The sequence below is a fragment of the Mycobacterium sp. NGS35 genome, assembly GCF_059812855.1.
The window spans coordinates 224,712-248,164 of record NZ_JCALDL010000003.1; the positions used below are offsets into that span (position 1 = coordinate 224,712).

22 protein-coding genes are annotated in these 23,453 nt (G+C 68.4%); 15 read left to right on the forward strand and 7 right to left on the reverse strand.

Annotated features, from left to right (window positions below; genetic code table 11):
• Positions 1-17: 17 nt before the first annotated feature.
• The 4 genes from AC5Y4C_RS08675 to AC5Y4C_RS08690 all read left to right on the forward strand — a co-directional run bounded on the left by AC5Y4C_RS08675 (position 18) and on the right by AC5Y4C_RS08690 (position 4,056).
• The gene (locus AC5Y4C_RS08675) at positions 18-665 is read left to right on the forward strand and encodes a TetR/AcrR family transcriptional regulator (RefSeq protein ID WP_499906675.1); all 648 of its coding nucleotides are present in this window, start codon (positions 18-20) and stop codon (positions 663-665) included.
• 88 nt (positions 666-753) lie between these two features.
• Positions 754-2,061, forward strand: coding sequence for a citrate synthase (locus AC5Y4C_RS08680; RefSeq protein ID WP_499906673.1), 1,308 nt, complete (start codon positions 754-756; stop codon positions 2,059-2,061).
• A 134-nt stretch (positions 2,062-2,195) separates the two neighbouring features.
• Positions 2,196-3,635: an MFS transporter gene (locus AC5Y4C_RS08685; protein ID WP_499961624.1), complete on the forward strand. Its 1,440-nt coding sequence runs from the start codon at positions 2,196-2,198 to the stop codon at positions 3,633-3,635.
• Positions 3,625-4,056, forward strand: coding sequence for a MarR family winged helix-turn-helix transcriptional regulator (locus AC5Y4C_RS08690; RefSeq protein ID WP_499961626.1), 432 nt, complete (start codon positions 3,625-3,627; stop codon positions 4,054-4,056). The genes AC5Y4C_RS08685 and AC5Y4C_RS08690 overlap by 11 nt, the downstream gene beginning before the upstream one ends.
• Here AC5Y4C_RS08690 and AC5Y4C_RS08695 read toward each other — a convergent pair.
• From AC5Y4C_RS08695 to prrA, 4 genes are all read right to left on the reverse strand, one after another.
• Positions 4,053-5,513: a phytoene desaturase family protein gene (locus AC5Y4C_RS08695; protein WP_499961755.1), complete on the reverse strand. Its 1,461-nt coding sequence runs from the start codon at positions 5,511-5,513 to the stop codon at positions 4,053-4,055. The two genes, AC5Y4C_RS08690 and AC5Y4C_RS08695, sit on opposite strands and share 4 nt — an antisense overlap.
• 10 nt (positions 5,514-5,523) lie before the next feature.
• Positions 5,524-5,772 (reverse strand): DUF2630 family protein, encoded by a 249-nt coding sequence (locus tag AC5Y4C_RS08700; protein WP_499906667.1) that lies wholly within the window; start codon positions 5,770-5,772, stop codon positions 5,524-5,526.
• A 151-nt stretch (positions 5,773-5,923) separates the two neighbouring features.
• A complete protein-coding gene (locus tag AC5Y4C_RS08705; protein WP_499947771.1) occupies positions 5,924-7,285 on the reverse strand; it encodes a sensor histidine kinase in 1,362 nt (453 codons plus the stop codon).
• Positions 7,286-7,291: 6 nt separating this feature from the next.
• Entirely contained in the window at positions 7,292-7,990 is a 699-nt protein-coding gene (gene prrA / locus AC5Y4C_RS08710; protein WP_499906662.1) for a two-component system response regulator PrrA, read from the reverse strand.
• Between the two features lie 105 nt (positions 7,991-8,095).
• On the opposite strand from prrA, the gene AC5Y4C_RS08715 reads away from it, so the two are divergent.
• On the forward strand, positions 8,096-9,976 hold the full coding sequence (locus AC5Y4C_RS08715) for an ABC transporter ATP-binding protein (protein ID WP_499961628.1): 1,881 nt from the start codon (positions 8,096-8,098) through the stop codon (positions 9,974-9,976).
• 15 nt (positions 9,977-9,991) lie between these two features.
• On the opposite strand, the gene AC5Y4C_RS08720 is transcribed toward AC5Y4C_RS08715, so the two are convergent.
• Positions 9,992-11,131, reverse strand: coding sequence for an FAD-dependent oxidoreductase (locus AC5Y4C_RS08720; protein WP_499961629.1), 1,140 nt, complete (start codon positions 11,129-11,131; stop codon positions 9,992-9,994).
• A gap of 87 nt (positions 11,132-11,218) precedes the next feature.
• On the opposite strand from AC5Y4C_RS08720, the gene AC5Y4C_RS08725 reads away from it, so the two are divergent.
• Complete coding sequence (locus tag AC5Y4C_RS08725) at positions 11,219-11,785, forward strand: TetR/AcrR family transcriptional regulator (protein WP_499961630.1); 567 nt, start codon at positions 11,219-11,221, stop codon at positions 11,783-11,785.
• 70 nt (positions 11,786-11,855) lie between these two features.
• Positions 11,856-12,551, forward strand: coding sequence for a DUF5336 domain-containing protein (locus tag AC5Y4C_RS08730; protein ID WP_499947765.1), 696 nt, complete (start codon positions 11,856-11,858; stop codon positions 12,549-12,551).
• 1 nt (position 12,552) lies between these two features.
• On the opposite strand, the gene AC5Y4C_RS08735 is transcribed toward AC5Y4C_RS08730, so the two are convergent.
• Entirely contained in the window at positions 12,553-13,944 is a 1,392-nt protein-coding gene (locus tag AC5Y4C_RS08735) for a carboxyl transferase domain-containing protein (protein WP_499961632.1), read from the reverse strand.
• A gap of 115 nt (positions 13,945-14,059) precedes the next feature.
• Here AC5Y4C_RS08735 and AC5Y4C_RS08740 point away from each other — a divergent pair, with 115 nt between their 5' ends.
• The 8 genes from AC5Y4C_RS08740 (at position 14,060) to AC5Y4C_RS08775 (ending at position 21,770) form a co-directional block, all read left to right on the forward strand.
• Positions 14,060-15,232: a glycosyltransferase family 4 protein gene (locus tag AC5Y4C_RS08740; RefSeq protein ID WP_499961633.1), complete on the forward strand. Its 1,173-nt coding sequence runs from the start codon at positions 14,060-14,062 to the stop codon at positions 15,230-15,232.
• Positions 15,229-17,370 (forward strand): amylo-alpha-1,6-glucosidase, encoded by a 2,142-nt coding sequence (locus AC5Y4C_RS08745; protein ID WP_499961634.1) that lies wholly within the window; start codon positions 15,229-15,231, stop codon positions 17,368-17,370. Before AC5Y4C_RS08740 ends, AC5Y4C_RS08745 begins: the two co-directional genes overlap by 4 nt.
• A 4-nt stretch (positions 17,371-17,374) precedes the next feature.
• Positions 17,375-18,106, forward strand: coding sequence for an enoyl-CoA hydratase (locus AC5Y4C_RS08750; RefSeq protein ID WP_499906645.1), 732 nt, complete (start codon positions 17,375-17,377; stop codon positions 18,104-18,106).
• A gap of 9 nt (positions 18,107-18,115) precedes the next feature.
• A complete protein-coding gene (locus AC5Y4C_RS08755; protein WP_499961757.1) occupies positions 18,116-19,225 on the forward strand; it encodes an MBL fold metallo-hydrolase in 1,110 nt (369 codons plus the stop codon).
• Between the two features lie 56 nt (positions 19,226-19,281).
• The gene (locus tag AC5Y4C_RS08760) at positions 19,282-19,461 is read left to right on the forward strand and encodes an antitoxin (RefSeq protein WP_499906643.1); all 180 of its coding nucleotides are present in this window, start codon (positions 19,282-19,284) and stop codon (positions 19,459-19,461) included.
• Positions 19,462-19,464: 3 nt separating this feature from the next.
• A complete protein-coding gene (locus AC5Y4C_RS08765) occupies positions 19,465-19,908 on the forward strand; it encodes a type II toxin-antitoxin system Rv0910 family toxin (protein ID WP_499961636.1) in 444 nt (147 codons plus the stop codon).
• Positions 19,909-19,980: 72 nt separating this feature from the next.
• The gene (locus AC5Y4C_RS08770; protein ID WP_499906639.1) at positions 19,981-20,862 is read left to right on the forward strand and encodes an amidohydrolase family protein; all 882 of its coding nucleotides are present in this window, start codon (positions 19,981-19,983) and stop codon (positions 20,860-20,862) included.
• A 146-nt stretch (positions 20,863-21,008) separates the two neighbouring features.
• Positions 21,009-21,770, forward strand: coding sequence for a VOC family protein (locus tag AC5Y4C_RS08775; protein WP_499961637.1), 762 nt, complete (start codon positions 21,009-21,011; stop codon positions 21,768-21,770).
• Here the strand turns inward: AC5Y4C_RS08775 and AC5Y4C_RS08780 are convergent.
• Entirely contained in the window at positions 21,748-23,448 is a 1,701-nt protein-coding gene (locus AC5Y4C_RS08780; protein WP_499906635.1) for an NAD-binding protein, read from the reverse strand. The two genes, AC5Y4C_RS08775 and AC5Y4C_RS08780, sit on opposite strands and share 23 nt — an antisense overlap.
• Positions 23,449-23,453 lie beyond the last annotated feature (5 nt).

Below are 23,453 nucleotides of genomic sequence, written 5' to 3' on the forward strand. Positions count from 1 at the left end.
GCGTTACGATCCTGTTCGTGGTGGAGGTGGACGGGGCGGGGGTGCCTGGCCTGCGGGAACGCAAGAAGCAGCGCACCCGCTCGATGCTGATCGATGCCGCGGTGCAGCTGTGCGACGAGCAGGGCTACGACCGCACGACCGTCGACCAGATCGCCGCCGTCGCCGACGTCTCGCCGCGGACGTTCAGCCGCTACTTCGCCACCAAGGACGCCGTCATCCTTGCGCTGATCGACGACATGACCGCTGAGATCGCCGTGCATCTCGGGCGCCAGCCGCCCGACCTGCGCCCCGTCGACGCGTTGTTCGCCGCCCACATCGCGATGATCCGGGCCACGGCGACGGCGTCGGCCGGCGACTTCACCACCGAACGGCTGAAAACCATTGCGCGCATTGTCAACTCGTCGCCTGCGCTGCGGCTGGCGGCCAGTGATTTCCGCGACCACGCGGTCACGGCGGCGCTCGCCGCACGGATGGGTGTCGGTGTCGACGACAAGAAACTGCAGCTCGCGGTCGCGGTGTTCGCGACGATCCTGCTGCACGCGGTCGCCGAGTTCGGCCCGGACACCGACTGGCCCCGGGTGGACGCAGACGCGCTGGCCGCGGTGCTGACCGAGACCTACGAACAGTTCACGGACGTCTGCACCGGCTCGCGGGCGCGTGTGTGACCTGCTGTCCTAACCCCGCGCGGGCGCGCCGCCGAGAATACGGCTACCGTTTTGTAGGCTCACCCTCACCAGCGAAGAAGGGACTTCCGTGGCCGATAACTCATCCAATGCCGAAGAGTTCGCCACCCTTCAATACCCCGGGGGTGAGCTCCAGTTACAGATAGCGCGCGCCACTGAGGGCGCCGACGGGATCGCGCTGGGCAGCTTGCTGGCGAAATCCGGTTACACCACGTTCGATCCCGGCTTCGTCAACACCGCGTCGACGAAGAGCGCGATCACCTACATCGACGGTGACGCCGGCATTCTGCGCTACCGCGGCTACCCGATCGAGCAGCTCGCCGAGAAGTCGACGTTCATCGAAGTGAGTTATCTGCTGATCTACGGCGAGCTGCCCACCAAGGAGCAGCTGGCGAAGTTCACCACCCAGATCCAGCGGCATACCCTGCTGCACGAGGACCTGAAGCGGTTCTTCGACGGCTTCCCGCGCAACGCGCATCCGATGCCGGTGCTGTCGTCGGCGGTCAACGCGCTTTCGGCCTACTACCAGGACTCGCTGGACCCGTTCGACGACGAGCAGGTGGAGTTGTCGACGATCCGCCTGCTGGCCAAGCTGCCGACGATCGCTGCGTATGCCTACAAGAAGTCGGCCGGCCAGCCTTTCCTGTATCCGGACAACAAGCTGACGCTGGTGGAGAACTTCCTCCGGATGACGTTCGGTTTCCCGGCCGAGCCGTACGAGGTGGACCCGGAGGTGGTTCGGGCCCTGGACATGCTGTTCATCCTGCACGCCGACCACGAGCAGAATTGCTCGACGTCGACCGTGCGGCTGGTCGGGTCGTCGCAGGCCAACCTGTTCACGTCGATCTCCGGCGGCATCAATGCACTGTGGGGGCCGCTGCACGGCGGCGCGAACCAGGCGGTGCTGGAGATGTTGGAGAAGATCCGCGCCGCCAAGGGCGACGTCCACGACTTCGTCAAGCGGGTCAAGAACCGCGAAGACAACGTCAAGCTGATGGGCTTCGGCCACCGCGTGTACAAGAACTACGACCCGCGCGCCCGCATCGTCAAAGAGCAGGCCGACAAGATTCTCGGCAAGCTCGGCGGCGACGACGAACTGCTGGACATCGCGAAGGCGCTCGAGGAGGTCGCGCTGACCGACGACTTCTTCATCGAACGCAAGCTGTACCCGAACGTCGACTTCTACACCGGCGTGATCTACCGCGCGATGGGCTTTCCGACGCCGATGTTCACGGTGCTGTTCGCGTTGGGGCGGCTCCCCGGCTGGATTGCGCACTGGCGCGAGATGCACGACGAGCCGGGCGGCAAGATCGGCCGGCCGCGCCAGATCTACACCGGCTACGGCGAGCGCGACTATAAGGCGCTCGACAGCCGCTAGCCCGCCTCCTTCGCGAGCGTGCGTGTCTGCGCAGCGACACGCCGCGAATGGCGTACCGCCGCGCGCGCTCGCGGGCGTCGAGAGCGATTTTGCTCACCTCGCGCGCCCGACAGTTGTACTTTTACAATCGTTGGATGAGCACGCTCAGCCCACGCCGCAAGGCGATCATCCTGACGTCCTGTTGCCTGAGCCTGCTGATCGTGTCGATGGATGCGACGATCGTCAACGTCGCCATCCCCGCGATACGCACCGATCTCCGCGCATCCGCCTCGCAACTGCAGTGGGTCATCGACATCTACACATTGGCGCTCGCGTCGCTGCTGTTGCTGTCCGGCGCGGCCGCCGACCGGTTCGGACGCAGACGCACGTTCCAACTCGGGCTGAGCGTCTTCGCGCTGGGCTCGCTGCTGTGCAGCCTCGCACCGACCATGGGCGCGCTGATCGGAGCGCGGCTGGTGCAAGCGATCGGCGGGTCGATGATGAATCCCGTTGCGATGTCGATCATTACGCAGGTGTTCACGGGGCGCGTCGAACGAGCTCGCGCGATCGGCATCTGGGGTGGGGTCGTCGGCATCTCGATGGCCTTAGGACCCATCGTCGGTGGCGGGCTCATCCAGTGGATCGACTGGCGCGCGGTGTTCTGGATCAATCTGCCGATCTGTGCGGCAGCGATCCTGTTGACCGCCATCTTCGTCCCTGAATCGAAGTCCGCATCCATGCGTGACGTCGACCCCGTCGGCCAGGCGCTCGGCATGGTCTTTCTCTTCGGGGTCGTGTTCGTGCTCATCGAGGGACCGTCGATGGGGTGGGGGAACGTGCGCACTATCGCGGTGGCCGCCATCGCTGTCACCGCTTTCGCCGGCTTCCTTCGCTACGAGTCCCGCCGGCGCGATCCGTTCATCGACCTTCGCTTTTTCCGCAGCGTGCCGTTCTCCTCGGCGACGATGATCGCGGTCTGCGCGTTCGCGGCGTATGGCGCGTTTTTGTTCATGATGTCGCTGTACCTGCAAGGCGAGCGGCACTTCTCGGCGCTGCACACCGGCTTGATCTACCTGCCGATCGCGGTTGGCGCACTTGTCTTTTCACCGCTGTCCGGTCGGCTGGTCGGCCGCTTCGGCAGCCGTCCGTCATTATTGGCCGCCGGCACGCTGATCACAACGGCGACGCTGATGTTGACCCAGCTCACCGAAACGGCGCCGGTGTGGCTGATCTTGGTGATATTCGGCATCTTCGGGATCGGCTTCGCGATGGTCAATGCGCCGGTGACCACGGCCGCGGTGAGCGGAATGCCGACGGACCGCGCCGGAGCCGCCTCGGCGGTGGCGTCGACGAGCCGGCAGATCGGCGTCAGCGTCGGTGTGGCACTGTGTGGCTCGCTCGCGGGCGGGGCGCTGGCGGCCCATGCTGATTTCGCCACTGCGGCGCGGCCGCTGTGGTTCGTCTGCGCGGCACTCGGCTTGGCCGTCGTGGTGCTCGGCGTGGTGTCGACGTCGCCGCGGGCGCTCCGCTCGGCGGAGCGGCTGGCCCCGTTGATCGCCGGACCGGATCACCGGGAGCCAGCGCGTGCCGCGTAACCGGTTGGCCGACGAGGTCTGGCGGCAGATGTCGGCTTTGGTCCTCGACAACAAGGACCGCTGGCGGCGCGATGTCGTCGACCGAACCGGTTTGCCGTTCAGCAGGATTCGCATCCTGCGGCGGCTGCGCCGAGGCCCGATGACGGTGAGGCAGATCGCCGATGCTGCGACCATCGATGCACCTGCGGCCACCGTGGCCGTCAACGATCTCGAGGCGCGTGGACTGGTGGCACGCCGCCCCGACCCGGCCAACAGGCGCTGCAAGCTCGTGTCGTTGACGCGCGCGGGCCGTGACCTGGTCGCATTGATCGATGCCGTCGACGATCCGGCGCCCGAAGCACTTTCATCGTTGGGCAACGACGATCTTCAGGTGCTGCACGACCTGCTCGGTCGCGCTCTTGCGAACGCGAGGCACGGCTAAGACTCGAGGACCGCCATCGCGGCATTGTGCCCGCCGATTCCAGACACACCGCCGCCACGACGAGCTCCGGCCCCGCACAACAGGATTCGATCATGCGAGGTGGCCACTCCCCAGCGACGGGCAGGGCTGTCCAAAGGTTCGTCGTCCTCGGCGAACGGCCACGCGAGCCCTCCGTGGAAGATGTTGCCGGCCGTCATGCCCAGCGTCTGCTCCAGATCGGCGGTGGTCTTCGTTTCGATGCAGTCAGGCATCAGCACCGCCTGAATCGGTTCTGCGAGAACCGAATTCAGCGAATCGAGCACCGCCGAGGTGAGCTGCTCGCGAGAGCCCAGACCGTGCGGGGTGTGCAGGCCGAACACCGTCAGCGTCTGCGCCCCCGACGCGCGCAACGCCGGCGACAGAATGCTGGGATCGGCCAGGGAATGGCAATAAATCTCGCAGGGCACCGGTGTAGGAACCGCACCGGCCGCAGCGGCAGCGTACGCCGATTCCAGTTGACCGAACGTCTCGTTGACGTGGAAGGTGCCGCCGAAAGCTTGCCCGACGGTGACGCTGCGGTCTCGTAGCCGCGGCAGCCGTCGCAGCATCATGTTGACCTTCACCTGGCTGCCGGGAGCCGCCGGCGGCGCGGGTTCACCGAGAAGCGACGCGAGAACCGTCGGCGTCACTCCCGCCAGCACCGATGCGCCGTGCACCGCACGTTCGTCGTCATGCACGCGGTAACGCACGTCGCCACCCGGATCGATCGCGAAAACGTCTGCGCCGGTGACAATTTCGGCACCATACCGGGTGGCCGCGGACGCGAGCGCGTCGGTGAGCGCGCCCATGCCGCCGATCGGCACGTCCCAGTCACCGCCGATCAGGTGGTACAGAAAGCACACGTTCTGCCGCAGCGACTCGTCGTCGAGGTTTGCGAAGGTGCCGATCAGCGCGTCCGTGGCGATCACACCGCGGGTCAGGTCGTCGGGTGCTGCCGTGCGGATCGCCTGACCGATCGGCTGCTCGATCATCGACGTCCACGCCGCGTCGTCACCCACCCGTCGTCGCGCTGCGCTGCGCGACAACAGCGGCGACGTCATGGTCGGCCACAGGGCATCCGTGACCTTGCGGCAGCGGCGGTAGAAGTCGTCGGCGATGCCGCGGTAGGGCCCGACCAGCAATCCGCGCCGCCCGCCCGACGCGGGATCCGGCGTGTACGACGAATACCGTCGCCGGGCCAGCCGCACCGGCAGTTGCAGCTCGTCGACGACCAGTGAGGGCAGCAGACTGACCAGATAGGCATACCGCGAGATGCGCGCGTCGACGCCGGCGAACGGGCGCTGCGACACCGCCGCACCGCCGACATGGTGCAGCCGCTCGAGCACCAGAACGCGCTTGCCGGCGCGTGCCAGGTAGGCGGCGGCGACCAGACCGTTGTGACCACCGCCGACGACGACGGCGTCGTAAGCCGCTGTCAGTTCGACCCTGTCAGTTCAAGTAGCCCTCGACCTGATCGGCGGGGCGTTCCTGCGCATCCTTGGGATCGCCGCCGGTCTCGCGCAGCGCGCGACGCTGCCGCAACAGGTCCCAGCACTGGTCCAGCTGTGCTTCCAGCGCGTTGAGCCGCGCCTGCTCTTCGTCGCCGCTGATCTCTCCGCGCTGAAGTTTGGCGCGCAGCTCCTTCTCCTCGGCGACCAGCGCGTTGATCCGGGTCAAGGTGTCGTTGTCCTCTGCCACCACCCCAGTGTGCCCGCTGCCGTCCGCGGGGTGACAGGCAAACCCGAGATCGACTTCCCGATCCGCCCGGCAGCCCTCGGTCGGCCCGAGCGTGCGTCGAGTATCGGCGTCCGCGGCGTGTCGGTGCGCAGACACGCACGCTCGGCGGAAATCAGAACGGCGACTCGGACGGCTTCGGCCCCGGCAACCGCAGCAGCAGCCGGGCGCCACCCAGCGGGCTGGCCTCCAAAGACGCTGTGCCACCGTGCAATTCGGCCTGCTGGGCGACCAGCGCCAAGCCCAGACCCGAGCCGGAGTGCGAGGCCGTCGAGCCGCGGGCGAACCGCTCGAACACCACCGCGCGTTCCTCTTCCGGCACCCCGGTGCCGTTGTCGTCGATGGCGATCTCCACGCCGTCGCGAGAACTGACTGCCGACAACTGAATTCGCGTCGCTCCGCCGTGCTTGACCGCGTTGGCGATCGCGTTGTCCACAGCCAGCCGCAGACCGGCCGGCAAGCCCACGATGATCACCGACGGCGACGGCATCAGCGACACGTCCAGGTCGGGATAGATGCGGATCGCGTCATGCGCGGCCCGGTCGAGCAGCTCGGTGATGTCGACGGGCACATGGTCGTCGGAGGTCGACAGCTCGCCTTGAGCCAGCCGTTCCAAAGCCGACAGCGTCGCCTCGATCCGCGACTGCGTGCGGATCACGTCGTTGAGCACTTCCTTGCGCTGCTCGTCGGGAAGGTCAAGCGTGGCCAGCACTTCCAAGTTCGTGCGCATGGCGGTCAGCGGCGTGCGCAGCTCGTGGGCAGACACCGACGCGAAGTCGCGGGCCGAAGCCAGCGCGGCCTTGGTGCGGTCCTGCTCGTTGAAGATGCGCTGCAGCATGCCTTCCACGGCGTCGGCGATCTCCACCGCCTCGGTGGCGCCGCGGATCTCCAGGTCGGGCGCCTCGTCGCCGGCGTCGATCGAGCGGGCTTGCTGCGCAAGGCGTTTCAGCGGGCGCACGGCGAACGCGGCCAGCAGCCATCCGAAGACGCCCGCGGCCACGATCGCGAACATGCAGATGAAGATCACGCGGCGGTGCAGGTTGTTGGTGTCGGCGATGGTGTCGTCGTAGGTGGCGCCCACGGCCAGCGACATCGGCGGCTCCGACCCGCGGATGTCGACCGTGCGGACGCGGTAGCGCACCCCGTCGACGTTGGTGTCGGCGTAGTCGGCGGTCAGCGGCGGCAACACCACGTCGGAGTTGGAGCGGACCTGGTCGCCTTTGCGCACGGTGATGACGACGTCCTGGTCGTTGGGCGACGGCGGGATCTGCTCCAGTCCGCGCGGCACGAACGGCACCGCGAACCCGGCGGCCTCGTCTAGCCGGCGGTCCAGCCGCTCCAGGCGGTCGTTGGTGATGCCGACCCATACCACGGTGCCCACGATCAGCACCGGGATGGCCGCGCCGATGGCCGTCGCGAAGGCGACCCTCGTCCGAAGTGACGGGGTGCGCCGGAAAATGCGTGACAGCCGGTTCATCGGTGACTACTGCGTTCGCAGGACGAAGCCCACTCCACGAACAGTGTGCAGCAGCCGCGGCGCGCCGCCCGCCTCGAGCTTGCGGCGCAGGTAGCCGATGAACACGTCGACCACGTTGGTGTCGGCCGCGAAGTCGTAACCCCAGACCAGCTCCAGCAGCTGGGCCCGCGACAACACCGCGGTCTTGTGTTCGGCGAGCACCGCGAGCAGGTCGAACTCCCGCTTGGTCAGGTCGACGTCCACGCCGTTGACCCGAGCGCGCCGGCCCGGAATGTCCACCTCGAGCGGACCCACCTGAATGGTCTCCGACGACATCGTCGCCGTCGCCCCGCGGCGGCGCAGCAGTGCGCGCACCCGCGCCACCAGCTCCTGCAGCTGGAACGGCTTGACCAGGTAATCGTCGGCGCCGGCCTCCAACCCCATGACCCGGTCGTCGACTGAGCTGCGCGCCGACAGCACGCACACCGGCACGTCGTTGTCCATCGCCCGCAGCGCGGTGACCACGCTGACGCCGTCGAGCACCGGCATGTTGATGTCCAGGACGATCGCGTCGGGCCTGGTCTCGGTCGCGCTGCGCAGGGCCTCGGCGCCGTCGGTGGCTGTCGCCACGTCGAATCCGGACAGCCGCAGTCCGCGCTCCAGCGACGCGAGCACGTCGGCGTCGTCATCCACTACCAGCACACGCGGAGAGGCAGCACTGTCCATGTGCACAATCTTGCCTGATTGGCGACCCGAAGCGGGGGACGTGCAGGGCCCTTCCGGCGGGGAATGTTTGACCTTCACCTTTGTTGAGGTTCTAGCGTGGGCGCGATGAGCATGGAATCGGTGGCCCGGACCACCCTGTACCGGCAGATGAGCGCGCGCGGCGGCGACCTGCGCTCGCTGGCTGACCGCGCACTGATGCGGCGGATCTGGCGGTTCGCCGGTCGGCATCATCGCAGGCTCGCGGTGTTCGTCGCGGTGAGCGTCGGCACCGCGCTGCTGGCGGTGGCCACCCCGATGTTGGCCGGCAAGGTGATCGACGCGATCGTGCGCGGCGGGCCGTCGTCGACGGTGGTGGTGCTGGCACTGGTGATCGCCGCCGTGGCGCTGGCCGAGGCCGGTACCGCGCTGGTGACACGCTGGCTGTCGTCGACGATCGGCGAAGGGCTGATCCTGGACCTGCGTACGGCCGTCTTCGACCACGTCCAGCGGATGCCCGTCGCGTTCTTCACCCGCACCCGCACCGGCGCGCTGGTGAGCCGCCTCGGCAATGACGTCATCGGTGCGCAGCGGGCGTTCTCCGACACGCTGTCCGGTGTGGTGTCCAACGCGGTGACGCTGACGCTGACGCTGGCGGTGATGATCGGGATCTCGTGGCAGGTGACGCTGCTCGCGCTGCTCCTGGTGCCGTTGTTCGTGGTGCCGGCGCGGCGGATCGGCTCGACGATGGCGCGGCTGAGCCGGGAAGGCGCGATCCACAACGCCGCAATGAATACCCAGATGACAGAACGCTTTTCGGCCCCGGGCGCGACGCTGGTCAAGTTGTTCGGCAGTCCTGAGCGCGAGTCTGCGGAGTTCGCGGTGCGCGCCGGGCGGGTACGCGACATCGGTGTGCGTTCGGCGATGCTGCAGTCGACGTTCATGAACTCGCTGACGCTGATGTCCGCGTTGGCGCTGGCGCTGGTGTACGGGCTGGGCGGGGTGCTGGCCATCGGCGGCCATCTGCAGGCGGGCGCGATCGTCTCACTTGCGCTGCTGCTGACCCGGCTGTACGCGCCGTTGACCGCGCTGGCCAATGCACGCGTCGAAATCGCCAGTGCGCTGGTGAGTTTCGAGCGGGTGTTCGAGGTGCTCGACCTGGTGCCGCTGATCCGGGAGTCAGCGGACGCCGTCGCGGTTCCCGACGGGCCCGTGCGTGTCGAGTTCGACGACGTGCGGTTCAGCTATCCGTCGGCGGACAAGGTGTCGCTGGCCTCGTTGGAGGAGGTAGCCGAGCTGGATGATCGGGGCGGAGTCGAAGTGCTGCACGGCATTTCGTTCACCGCCGAGCCCGGTCAGATGGTGGCCCTGGTCGGATCGTCGGGCGCGGGAAAGTCGACCATCGCGTCGTTGCTGGCCCGGCTCTACGACGTCGACTCCGGCGCGATCAGGCTGAACGGCGTCGACGTGCGTGACGTCACGTTCGCGTCGCTGCGTAACACCGTCGGGATGGTCACCCAAGACGGGCACCTGTTCCACGAGTCGATCCGCTCGAATCTGCAACTGGCTGCGCCTCAGGCCACCGACGACGAACTCTGGGAAGCGCTGCGCCGGGCCCAGCTCGCGGACGTGGTCGCCGACATGCCCGACGGCCTGGACACGGTGGTGGGGGAGCGGGGATACCGGTTGTCGGGCGGGCAGCGGCAGCGCCTGACGATCGCGCGGTTGCTGCTGGGGCAGTCCCGCGTCGTGGTACTCGACGAAGCCACCGCGTCATTGGACTCCGCTTCCGAAGCCGCTGTGCAGCAAGCACTTTCGGAGGCGCTGGCCGGCCGCACGTCGATCGTGATCGCACACCGGCTGTCCACCGTGCGCGCCGCCGACGTCATCCTGGTGATCGAGGACGGCCGCATCGTCGAGCGCGGCACTCACGAGCAGCTGCTGGCCCGCGGCGGCCGCTACGCCGAGTTGTACGTCACCCAGTTCGGCGACGACGCGGCCGCCGCCTGAAATCGCTTGGCGGAGCTAGCGGTACACCAGACCACTGAGCTGCCAGGTCAGCTTGGTGCGAACAGCGGGCACGCGAGAAGCCAACGGCATCAACGTGTTCCGGATCGGCCGAAATGCCGGTGGCAGTGTAGCCAGCCGAGTCAGTCGGTCGGTCAACTGCAGCACCTTCTGGGCCATCGGCCGTCGTACCGCGCTGTAGCGGTCGAGCAAGACCTCCGGCGCGCCGCCGACCACGCGGTCCAGCACCTCGGCCAGCGCGATGGCATCCTGGATGCCCAGGTTCATGCCCTGTCCGCCGGCCGGGCTGTGCACATGCGCGGCGTCGCCGGCCAGCACGAGCCGGCCCGTGCGATAGGTGTCCGCAACGCGGTGGTGGATGCGAAAATGCGAGCCCCACAGCACTTCTCCGACGGCGAGCCGGCCCGGTCCGAAGCCGCGGTCGTCGAGGATCTGCTGCACGAACGCTTGTGACGGCTCTCGCGGCGCGTCGGGTGCAGGCGCGACGATGCGGAACACGTCGCCCGGCAGCGGCGCGACGACCAGCAGCCCCGCCCGCGCGTAGAACAACAGGATCTCGCTGACCGGCACGTCACCGCGCAGCCGCACGTCGGCCAGCGCGAACTCCTCTGCATAGGCGTGCCCGCGGAAGCCGATGCCGGCGGCCGCGCGTACCGCGCTGTGCATGCCGTCGGCGCCCACGACGTAGTGCGCCGCGATCTGGTCGCCGTCGTCGAACGTCGCCACCGCCCCGTCGGCGCTCTGTTGCACACCCACCAGCTTCCTGGGGCGCACCACTTGCCCGCCGAGCTCTTCGAGGCGATCGAGCAATACCCGCTCGGTTTCGGCCTGGGAGATCATCAGCGTGTACGGGTACGGCGTGGGCAGGCCGCGGAAATCCAGCGGCATCAGCACCCGGTCGCGGTCGCGAATGCTGAAGCTGCGCGCCTGAATGCCATGCTTGACCAGCTGATCGGTGACGTCGATCTGCTCCAGCACCTCCAGCGTGCGGGCAGCCACTGCGGCGGCGCGCGACGTGTTGGCGCCTGCGGGCAACGCGTCGACCAACGTGGTCCGCACGCCCCGTCCGACAAGCGCCGCGGTCAAAGTGAGCCCCGTCGGGCCGGCGCCCACGACCAGTACGTCCGTCGAATCCATCGCGACCTCCTTTGCCAACGCTTGTTGACTTTCAGCATGCGCTTGAATGCCGCTGATGTCAACGCTCGTTGGCCTACACTTGTTGACGTGGTAGCGAAGCGCTCCGAACAGACCAAGGCGGCGATCCTCGCCGCGGCCCGGGAACGCTTCGCGGCGGTGGGTTACGAGGCCGCGACCATCCGCGCCATCGCCGCCGACGCCGGGATCGACCCGGCGATGGTGATGCGCTATTTCGGCAGCAAGGACCGCCTGTTCGCGGCCGCGGCTCGATTCGACCTGCGTTTTCCTGACCTGACGACGTCGCCGCGCGACCGACTCGGCGAGGCGTTGGTGCGCCATTTCCTCGACCGTTGGGAGGGCGACGAGGCGCTGGTTCTGCTGCTCAAGTCCAGCGCCACCAATGCCGAGGCGGCCGACAGGATGCGACAGATCTTCGTGGGTCAGCTCGAGCCGATGGTCGCGACCCTGGCCGCCGATGCGGCACCACAGCGGGCCGGGCTGATCGCCACCCAGATTCTGGGCCTGGCGATGTGCCGCTACGTGCTGAAACTCCCTCCGGTAACGGCGATGACGCGCGACGACGTGGTCGGCTGGCTAGGGCCGACGGTGCAGCGTTACCTCGACGCGCCGGCCGCCCGCGCAGCCAGGCGATAGGGTCGATGCGCGATCGCCGCGGCGACGATCCGCTGGACCGCGCTGGACGGCGCTGGACAAGGAGCAGGTGATGACGTATTCGACGGGCCCGGGCGGCTACGGCGGCCCGCCGCAAGAACCGCAGGCGCAGGGCTACGGCGCCCCGCCCAGGGAGGAGCGAGGCCTGCCGTTCTATCTGAACCTCGGCGTCGTCGCCCTCGGCATCATCAGTTTCTTCCTCGGCTTCGCGCCGTACGCCCAAGGCGGCGCGGTGTCGAGCAGCGGCGGCCCATCCGACGACGACAACACGATGAGCTTCTTCGACAACTTCGGGGTCGGTGTGGGCGTCATCGGGCTGAGCCTGTTGTTGGCCGCCGGGCTGATCGCCGGATTCGCGTTGCTGCCCAAGCAGCGTGCCAACGAGGCAGCCGTCGCCGGCCTGTCGATCGCCGGCTTCCTGTCGCTGCTGTTCTTGCTCATCGGACTGGTGGACAGTCTGGGCGGCCAGGAATTCGGCGCCGGGGTGGGGCTGATCCTGGCTCTGGTGACCGGGTTCCTGCAGTCGGCGCTCGCGGTGGCCGCGCTGCTGATATCGGCCGGCGTGATCAAGCCGCCCGCGCCCAGGCAGCCGCAGTACGGCTACTACGGCAGCGCCGGCTACGGCGCGCAGGGATATCCGCAGGGCCAGCCGCAGCAGCCCTACTACGGTGCGGGCCAGCCCGGTTATCAACAGCCGCCGTCTCAGCCGCAGCAGCAGCAGCCGCCGCAGCAGCAGAACCCGTGGTGAGTCAGCCCAGCATCCGGTAGCGCGCCAACCGGTCGGCGTTGCGCTGCTCGTCGGGCAGGCTGCGCAGCGCGCCCAACTCGGCCGCAACCGCACGCGACAGCCGCTTGGCGAACTCGATCGGCTCGTCGGCGGCGTCCGGATGCTCGGGCACGATCGCGTCGACGATCCCGGCCGCCAGCAAGTCGGCCGACCGGATGCCTTGCGCCGCAGCCAGTTCTGCTGCGTGTGCAGTGTCGCGATACACGATTGCGCTGGCACCCTCCGGCGGCAGCGGCGCCAGCCAGCCGTGCAACGCGGCCAGCACCCGGTCGGCGGGCACCATTGCCAGCGCCGGCCCGCCGCTGCCCTGCCCGAGCAGTACCGAGACCGTCGCCGTGGGCAAAGTGACCAGTTCTGCCAGACACTGTGCGATCTCGCCCGCGAGGCCGCCCTGCTCGGCTTCGGCCGACAGCGCCGGCCCGGACGTGTCGATCACCAGCACCAGCGGCAGCCGCAGTCCAGCGGCCAGCGCCATTCCTCGGCGCGCCTCGCGTAGCGCCGCCGGGCCCACGCTGTCGCTGGTGCGCTTCTGCCCCAGCAGCACGGCCGGCTGGCCGCCGAACCTGGCCAGGGCCAGCAACGTCGCGTGTCCTTGCCCGGTGCCGGAGAGCACCACCTTCTCGGTCGCGCCATGCCGCAGCAGAACGCCGACACCGGGACGGTGGGGACGACGTGACGCCAGCACCGAGTCCCAGGCCGGCACGTCGGGCGTCGGCTCCGCCTCGGGCGGCTTCGGCGCCGGCGCCGGCGGGTCGACGATCACTTTCAGCGCCCGTTGCAGCGTGCGCCGCAGCCACTTCAACGGCACCACGCCGTCGATCACGCCGTGTCGCTGCAGGTTCTCCGCGGTCTGGATGCCCGCTGGAAACGGCTCGCCGTACAGCTGCTCGTAGACCCGCGGTCCCAGAAAGCCGATCAGCGCGCCGGGTTCGGCGATGGTTACGTGGCCCAGCGAGCCCCACGACGCGAACACGCCGCCTGTCGTCGGGTGCCGCAGATACACCAGATACGGCAGATGGGCCCTCTTGTGCTGCTCCACCGCCGCGGCGATCTTGACCATCTGCAGAAATGCGACGGTGCCTTCCCCCATCCGGGTTCCGCCGGAGCTCGGAGACGCCAACAGCGGCAGACGCTCACGGGTCGCGCGTTCGACGGCTGCAGTGATCCGCTCCGCCGCCGCGACGCCGATGGATCCCGCCTGATAGTCGAACTCGCTCGCCACCACCGCGACGCGGCGGCCATGCACTCGGCCCTCGCCGCTGCGCACCGACTCCTCGCCACCGGTGTCCCAACTGACTAACGATCCGGCATCGAGCACGGCGTCGCGCAACTGCGCGGGAGAGATCCGGCTCACCGCACCACGGTATCGGCCGCCGAGTTCGACTGGCGCAGAAGGATTCTCGTCGCCATAATTAGCAGTCGTCGACCGAGAGTGCTAACGCAAGGTGGACAGGAGGGAGGAGTTCTTGATGCGTGGCACCGACTTCGTCCGGGATGCCGAGGTGGTCCAGCCGATGCGGATCGTGCTCGTCGCCCCGCCCTACTTCGACGTGCCGCCGAAGGGCTACGGGGGCACCGAAGCTGTGGTTGCCGACTTGGCCGACGCGCTGGTGGACCGCGGCCACGACGTGACACTCCTGGGTGCCGGCGAACCGGGCACCAAGGCGCGGTTCGTGCCGCTGTGGGACCACACCGTCGGCGACCGGCTGGGTCAGCCGTACCCCGAAGTGATGCACGCGGTCAAGGTGCGCAACGCCATCGCCCGCCTTGCGGTCAACGAAGGGGTCGACCTCGTGCACGACCACACCTTCGCCGGGCCGCTCAACGCGCCGTTCTACAAAGCGCTCGGCATACCGACCGTGGTCACGGTGCACGGGCCGATCGACGACGACCTCTATCCCTACTACCGCGAGCTCGGCGGTGATGTCGCGCTGGTCGCGATCAGCGATCGGCAGCGGGAACTCGCCCCGGACCTCAACTGGGTGGGCCGCGTGCACAACGCGTTGCGGGTCGACGACTTCCCGTTCCAGGCCGACAAGGGCGACTACGCATTGTTCTTGGGCCGGTTCGCCAGCTACAAGGGTGCGCATCTGGCCTTGGAGGCCGCCCACGCCGCCGGTGTGCCGCTGGTGCTGGCCGGCAAGTGCGACGAGCCGCACGAGCAGGTCTACTTCGACGAACAGGTGCGGCCGCTGCTCACCGACACCGACCACGTCTTCGGCCCGGCCGATGCGCACAGCAAGCGCAAGTTGCTGGCGGGAGCGCGCTGTGTGCTGTTCCCGGTGCAGTGGGAGGAGCCGTTCGGGATGGTGATGATCGAGGCGATGGCGTGCGGCACGCCGGTGGTCGCGCTGCGAGCCGGCGCGGTACCGGAAGTCGTCGCCGACGGTGTGACCGGCTTCATCTGCGACGACCCCGCGCAGCTGCCAGCCGCGATGGACAAGCTCGACGCGATCGACCCGGCCGCTTGCCGCCGGCACGTCGCGACCCGGTTCAGCGTCGCCGCGTTCGGCTCGGGCTACGAACGCATCTACCGCCGCATGGTCGGCCAGCGCACCGACAGCCCGCGCCGCATGCCGTGGCGCAGATCCCGGCGCCGCGCGGCCGAGGTGCCGGCCATCAGTGAGAAGGTCAGCGCATGACCGGTCAGCCGACCCCGCTCAACGGCAGCGAACCCGCCGCGATCGGTTCCGGCGGCGACACGGTGACGCTGGTCGAAGGCGCCACGTTCTGCCTGTCTGACCGGCACGGCGACGTGCGGGCGGGCAAATCGCATGGACTTTTTTTCCGCGACGCCCGCGTGCTGTCCCGGTGGGAATTGCGCGTCGACGGCAAGACCGCTGAGGCGCTGGATGTGCAGGCTCCGGAAGCCTTTGCGGCGCAATTCGTTTCGCGGCGCCCGCCGCGGTCGGGCACCGCTGACAGCACGCTGCTGATCGTGCGCGACCGGTTGGTCGCCGACGGCATGCGCGAGACGATCTCCGTGTACAACCTCGACCGCGAAAGCACCGTGGTGTCGCTGGAGTTGCACGCCGACGCCGACTTCACAGACCTGTTCGCGGTGAAGGAGGGCCGCGCGGCCACCGCGAGCGCCGACAAGGCGGTGCTGAACCGCGAGCTGATGCTCTACGACCCGATGGACCGCGTACGCGGGCTGAGCATCAGCGCGTCGGCAGATCCTGTCGTGCTGCCCGGCTCGCTGTCGTGGCGAGTGGTCGTGCCACCCGGTGGATGCTGGCAGACCGAGGTGCTTGCGCAGCCGACGTGGGTCGACCAGAAGGTGGCCAGCCGCTTCGGCCGGACAGACGAGCCGCAGTCCAGCGGGCCGGCCCGCAAGATCGAGGCCTGGCGCGACACGACCACGGCTGTGGCGGCCGACGATCCGGTGCTGTCGCTGGTGCTGCAACGCACCGAGAGCGACCTGGGCGCGTTGCTGGTGACCGACGAGGTGCACGGCCGCCCGTTCGTGGCCGCCGGCGCACCCTGGTTCATGACGCTGTTCGGCCGCGACAGCCTGTTGACCGCATGGATGGCGTTGCCGCTCGACGTCGAATTGGCCGTCGGTACTCTGCAACTGCTGAGCAAGGTGCAGGGACGGCGGGTGGATCCGATCACCGAGGAAGAACCGGGCCGGATCATGCACGAGGTGCGCCGCGGCCCGGCCAGCGACGCGGTGCTCGGCGGCACGGTGTACTACGGGTCGATCGACGCGACACCGCTGTTCGTGATGCTGCTCGGCGAGTGCTGGCGGTGGGGCGCCGACCCGGCGGAGGTGCGGTCGCTGCTGCCCGCGGCCGACGCCGCGCTGGACTGGATGGCGCGCTACGGCGACCGTGACGGCGACGGCTTCATCGAATACCAGCGCGCCACCGATCGCGGCCTGATCAACCAGGGCTGGAAGGACAGCTTCGACGGCATCAACGACGCCGAGGGGCGCCGCGCGGAACCGCCGATCGCGCTGTGCGAAGTGCAGGGGTATGCGTACGCGGCGATGCTGGCCCGCGCAGAGCTGGCCGAGGAGTTCGGCGAGTCCGGCGACGCCGAGCGCCTGCGGCAGCGCGCCGCCGAGCTGCGCGAGCGGTTCTGCGAGGCGTTCTGGCTGCCGGACCGCGGGTGGTATGCCACTGGCCTGGACCGGTGGAAACGCCCGATCGACGCGCTGACCAGCAACATGGGCCACTGCCTGTGGACCGGCATCGCCCCCGACGAGCACGCGGCCAAGATCATCGAGCGGCTGTCCGGCGCCGAGATGGACAGCGGGTTCGGGCTGCGAACCCTGGCCACCACCATGGGCTGCTACAACCCGATGAGCTACCACAACGGATCGGTCTGGCCGCACGACACCGCGATCGCGATCGCCGGGCTGCTGCGGTACGCGCATCTGCCGGGTGCGGTGGAGCTGGCCGAGCGGCTGGCCAAGGGGCTGCTGGACGCGGCCGGCGCGTTCGGCGGCCGGCTGCCGGAGCTGTTCTGCGGCTTCCCCCGCGAGCAGTTCGCTTCCCCGGTGCCGTATCCGACGTCGTGTTCTCCGCAGGCGTGGGCCAGTGCGGCGCCGTTGCTGCTGGTGCGCTCGTTTTTGGGCCTGCACCCGCATGTGCCGCACCGACGGCTGGAGGTATCGCCGCGGTTGCCGTCGGCCTGGGGACGGCTCGAGCTGGCCGACCTGCGGCTGGGGCCGGTGACCGTGCACGTCGAAGCCGAGGGTCAGGCGGTCAAAACGTCGGGGCTGCCCGAAGACTGGCAGCTGGTGACGCCCGATTCGGCGTCCTCGATATGGTGACGTCATGATCGGTGTCACCCGGGTCGACAAGGTCACCACCATCGAGATGCAGCGGCCGGACCGTCGCAACGCGCTGAATTCCGAGCTCGTCGAGGAGCTGCGCAAGGCGATCGAGCAGGCCGGGGCCGACGACATCCGCGCGATCGTGCTGACCGGGCAGGGCAGTGTGTTCTGCGCCGGGGCCGATCTGTCCGGCGACGCGTTCGCCGCGGACTATCCCGACCGGCTGATCGCCCTGCACAAGTCCATCGACGAGGCGCCGATGCCGGTGATCGGCGCCATCAACGGCCCCGCGATCGGCGCGGGCCTGCAGTTGGCCATGATCTGCGACCTGCGGGTGGTGTCGCCCGACGCGTTCTTCCAATTCCCGACCTCGAAATATGGTCTGGCGCTTGACAATTGGAGCATCCGACGGTTGTCGTCGCTGGCCGGGTACGGTCGTGCGCGGGCGATGTTGCTGACCGCGGAGAAGCTGACCGCCGACGTCGCGCTGCAGACGGGGCTGGCCAACCGGATCGGCTCGCTGGCCGACGCGCAGAAGTGGGCCGAGGAGATCGCCGGGCTCGCGCCGCTGGCGCTGCGCCACGCCAAACGCGTGCTCAACGACGACGGCGCCTACGAAGAACAGCGACCCGTGCACAAGGAACTGTTCGACAAGGCATGGAACAGCTCAGACGTGGTCGAGGCGCAGGTGGCGCGCTTGGAGAAGCGGCCGCCGAACTTCAAGGGCGCCTGAGCGGCCATGTTGTCGGGCGCGCTGCGGGTCGGCGTCGGCACGGCCACGCTGCTGGGCGGCGGGTGGTTGCTGCGCGCGCTGCGGGGCGCACCGGCCGCGCTGGGTGCCAGCCCGCTGGCCATCCGGGAAGTCGCCGCCGGATCGCCGAACTACCGCAACGGCGCGTTCGTGAACCTCGAGCCGACGTCGATGTTCGAGGTCAGCCGCGAAGAGCAGCGGATCATGCTGCGCGAGATGCTCGGCGGTCGCGCCGGCCGCTCACCCAGCGAGATTCCGGTGGAACGGCCGGCGGGCCTGGGCACACCGACGCCGCTGGCGGTCACCTGGTTCGGCCACGCCAGCGCACTGGTGGAGGTCGACGGCTACCGCGTGCTCACCGACCCGGTGTGGAGTGAGCGCTGCTCGCCGTCGCACGCCGTGGGCCCGCAGCGGCTGCATCCGCCGCCGATCCCGCTGGAGTCGCTGCCGGCCGTCGACGTCGTGGTGATCAGCCACGACCACTACGACCACCTCGACCTCGACACTGTGCTGGCGCTCGCCCGCAGCCAGCGGGCGCCGTTCGTCGTCCCGTTGGGCGTCGGCGCGCACCTGCGCAGCTGGGGCATCCCGAAGCAGCGCATCGTCGAATTGGATTGGGGCCAAAGCACTTCCATCGACGATCTGACACTGGTGTGCACACCGGCGCGGCACTTCTCTGGCCGGTTCGTCAGCCGCAACACCACGCTGTGGGCGTCGTGGGTGATCGCCGGCCCGCGCCACCGCGCCTACTTCGGCGGCGACACCGGCTACACCCGCAGCTTCGCCGAGATCGGTGCGCAGCACGGCCCGTTCGACCTCACGCTGCTGCCGGTGGGCGCCTACAACAAGCTGTGGCCGGACATCCACATGAACCCCGAGGAAGCCGTCCGCGCGCACGTCGACCTCAACGGTGCCGCCAAAGGCGTTCTGCTGCCGATCCATTGGGGCACGTTCCGGCTCGCACCGCACCCGTGGGCCGAGCCCGTCGATCGGCTCGTCCCCGCGGCCGCGGATGCCGGCGTCGACGTCGCGGTGCCCAAGCCCGGTCACCGGCTCGAGCTGCCGGACTCGTCCGCGCGGGACGAATGGTGGCACCTGTGAGCCTCGACGGTCGGCCTCGCTTGTAAAGACGACGGGCGCTCGACGACAATGACGGCATGAGTTTCCTCGACAAGGCCAAAGACCTGCTGGGCAAGAACGCCGACAAGGTGGAAACCGCGATCGACAAGGCGGCCGACATCGTCGACTCAAAGACTCAAGGCAAGTACAAAGACACTGTCGACAAGGTTCAGGAAGCGGCCAAAAAGGCCGTCGACAAGGGCAACCCGAAGACTTGACATATGGCGAAACTCTCTGTCTCCGTCGACGTCCCGTTGCCGCCGGAGAAGGCATGGGACTGCGCCTCTGACCTGTCGCGCTACAAGGAGTGGCTGACCATCCACCGGGTGTGGCGCAGCAAGCTGCCCGAGACCCTGGACAAGGGCACAGTGGTCGAGTCCATCGTCGAGGTCAAGGGCATGCCCAACCGGATCAAGTGGACGATCGTGCACTACAAGCCGCCGCAGGCGATGACGCTCAACGGCGACGGCAAGGGCGGGGTCAAGGTCAAGCTGATCGGCAAGGTGAAGCCCAACGACAACGATCCGTCGAGTTCGCAGGTCACGTTCGACGTACACCTGGGTGGGCCCGCACTGTTCGGCCCGATCGGGATGCTCGTCGCCGGAGCGCTCAAGAGCGACATCCGGGAATCGCTGGACAACTTCAAGGCGGTCTTCGCGGCGTAGCTCCCGTCGAGACTGCGGTGAGATCGCGATTTCTGCGAAAACTGCGATCTGTGCGCAGAATCAGGAGGGCAGATGTACGAGTACGGCATCGATTTCGCCGGCGTTCAGGCGATCGACATCCACACCCACGTGGAGGTCGACAGCCACGGGCACAAGGCCACCGACGACCAGCTCGCCGCGGCCACCCAGCAATACTTCAAGCTCGGCCCCGAGAGCAGCTTCACCGTGGACCAACTGGCCGAGCACTACCGCCAGCGCAACATCGCCGCGGTGGTGTTCACCATCGACGCCGAGTCCGCGTCGGGACATCCGCCGAACTCCATCGACGACATGGTGGACGGCGCCGCGCGCAACAACGACATCCTGATCCCGTTCGGCAGCGTCGACCCGTGGAAAGGTCAGCGGGCGGTGCGCCGCGTGCGCAACTTGGTTCACGACCATGGCGTCAAGGGGTTCAAGTTCCATCCGAGCGCGCAGGCGTTCGATCCGAACGACAGGCGGTTCTACCAGATCTATGAGGCGATCGCCGAGGCCGGCGTCCCGGCGCTGTTCCACACCGGGCAGACGGGGCTGGGCGCCGGCATGCCGGGCGGCTACGGCATCAAGTTGCGCCACTCCGACCCGATGCTGCTCGACGACGTGGCCGCCGACTTCCCGGAGCTGACGATCGTGATGGCCCACCCCGCGGTGCCGTGGGTGGACTCGCAGATCGCGATCGCCACGCACAAGGCGAACGTCTACATCGACTTGTCGGGCTGGTCGCCGAAGTATTTCCCGCCGCAGCTGGTGCATGCGGCCAACCGTCAGCTCAAGCACAAAGTGCTGTTCGGTACCGACTTTCCGTTCATCCAGACCGACCGCTGGCTTCGCGATTTCGACACCCTGGGCATGGATCCCGAGGTGCGGCGGCTGATCTTCAAGGAGAACGCCCTGCGCGTACTGGGCCTCGCCTAGCGTGAACCTCGCCTCGCTTGCGCGACCGTGCGCGTCTGCCCGGCGACACGCCGAGAACCACGCACAACAGCGCACGCTCGCGGGGCGCGAGCGATGAGTTTCTACGCGAGCGGCAGTCAATACCGGCGAGCTGAAAGGAGACTCACATGACCCCCGCACCGCTTGGCGCACCGATCTGGATCGACCTGTCGTCGTCGAATGTCGACCGCGCCCAGGAATTCTACGGCGCCCTCTTCGGCTGGACGTTCGAGTCGCCCGGTCCCGACTACGGCGGCTACATCAACGCAGCCAAGGACGGCAAGCCCGTCGCAGGGCTGATGCAGAACCAGCCCGAATGGAACGCTCCCGACGCGTGGAACATCTACTTCCACACCGCCGACATCCACAAGACCGCCGAAACCGTAAGCAGCGCAGGCGGATCGGTGTGCGTGGCGCCGATGGAAGTTCCGGAGAAGGGCTGGATGGCGATGGGCATCGACCCGTCCGGCGCGCCCTTCGGCCTATGGCAGCCCACCGGCCATCGCGGCTTCGAGGTGATCGGCGAGGCCGGCGCGCCGGTCTGGCATCAGCTGACCACCCGCGAGTTCACCAAGGCGGTCGACTTCTACCGCACCGTGTTGGGCTGGCAGACCCGCGTCGAGCATGACTCCGACGAATTCCGTTATCACACAGCGGTTTTCGACGGCGAGGACGCACTCGGCCTGATGGACGGGTCTACGATTCTGCCCGACGACGTCCCGTCGCACTGGGTCACGTTCTTCGGTGCCGACGACGTCGACAAGACCCTGCAGCTGATCACCGACCTGGGCGGCAGTGTGCTGCGCCCGGCCGAGGACACCCCGTACGGGCGGCTGGCGTCCGCTGCGGACCCGACCGGCGCGGTGTTCAACCTGTCTTCGCTGCGCTGATCCCGAACTGGCCCTTGCGCAGGGTGTCGAGCAGTTCGCGGTACGGCCCCACCAGATAGGCCGTGTCGCCGGCGGTGAGCCGGGTTTCGCGGCGCGGGTGCACCGTGAACGTGCCGTCCTCTCGGCAGATGGCGATGACGCGGGTGTGGGTGGACATCTCGATCATGCGTATTCCGTCGAGCTCGCTACGAGGTTCCACCCGCACCCCGCCCACCATGAACGACCGCTGGCCGACCGAGAACGTGCCGATGACCTGAAGCCCCAGCGCCGCGCCGATGAACCACGGCGTAGCCAGTTCGACCGTGGAGCGCACGTTCGCGAAGCCGAACCGGTGCGCCACCGCGGCACCGAGCGCGCGGTCGTAGACCCGCAGCACCACCGGCACGCCCGGCCGGTTGCCGCGCCGGCGCCACCGCGAGCCGAGAATCTCCTTGAGCACGATGCCGATCTCGATGTTCACCATGTCGTCCTGGGTGAGCACCGCAACCGCACGCGCTTCGGAAACCCGCGCGGCCTCCAGCGTCTGGCGCAGCGTCGCGTCGCCGAAGATCACCGGGACGTCCAGTGCGGCGGCCGCCGACAGATAGCGGTTCTCGTCGTTGTTCTCGATGACGGCGACTTCGTAGCCGGCCGCCCGCAGGTCGCTGACGACGCGGATGCCGAAGGACCCCAGGCCGACGACGATCACGTGGCGGCGCAGATGCCGCACCCGCCGCCGGCCCGCCGACTGCGCGAACCGCCGCGACAGCAGCAGGTCGGCGATGAACGCCACCAGGATCGCGACGGTGGTGACGCCGGCGAACATCATCACGATGCCCCACAGCCGCAGCCAGGTCGGCTGTTCGATGAAGTTGAAATCGCCGTAGCCGACGGTCGCGATGGTCTCCGTGGAGAAATACAGTGCGTCCACCCACGTCATGCCGGGGTACTGGTAGGCGAACCGCAGCATCATCGTGGAGCCCACCAGCAACGCCAGCGTGACCGCCAGCAGGCGGTAGAACAGCGGGTTGATGTCCTCGCGCAGCATCCGCAGCCCGTCGACCATCCGCACCCACCACCGGCGCCGATAGCGGTGGTTGGCTGTCGGCGGCTCCGCCCGGATACCGCGCGCGGCCAGCTCGTCGGCGGTGCCCAACATGGCCGTCCAGTCGCCGGCTTGCACCTCGAGGTCGCGGCCCGGGCAGGCCACCACCTCGCCGGCGTGTGGGGCGGTCTCGCCTTTGATCACTGCGACGGGCGCGAGGTCGCCGAACAATTCACGTAGCGTGGCGTCGCGCGGCGCCTCGGTGCCGGAGACGACGAACTCGACGCCGGCGATCGTGATCGCGTGCGTGGTGCGCGACAGACACGCTTCGACCACCGACGACGCGGCCAGGTCGGCGACATCGAGGATGGCCCCCGGGCCGTTGCCGCCTGCGACCGCTTCTCGCAGTACGGCATTGACCAAGCGGGCCACCACGCGCACATTCGGGTTGGCTTCGCGTGCCAGCAGTGCGATCTCGAGATTGATCGCGTCGTTGTGTGCCACGCAGATGATGGCGTTCGCGTGGTCGATGCCGGCCTCGGCGAGCTCGGCGGGCGAGGTGAGCATGACCACCGATGTACCGGCGCTGTTGAGCTCCTCGACGATTCGCATCGCCAAGGCGTCGTCGCCGCAGACGATGGTGTGGCCCCGCATTCTGG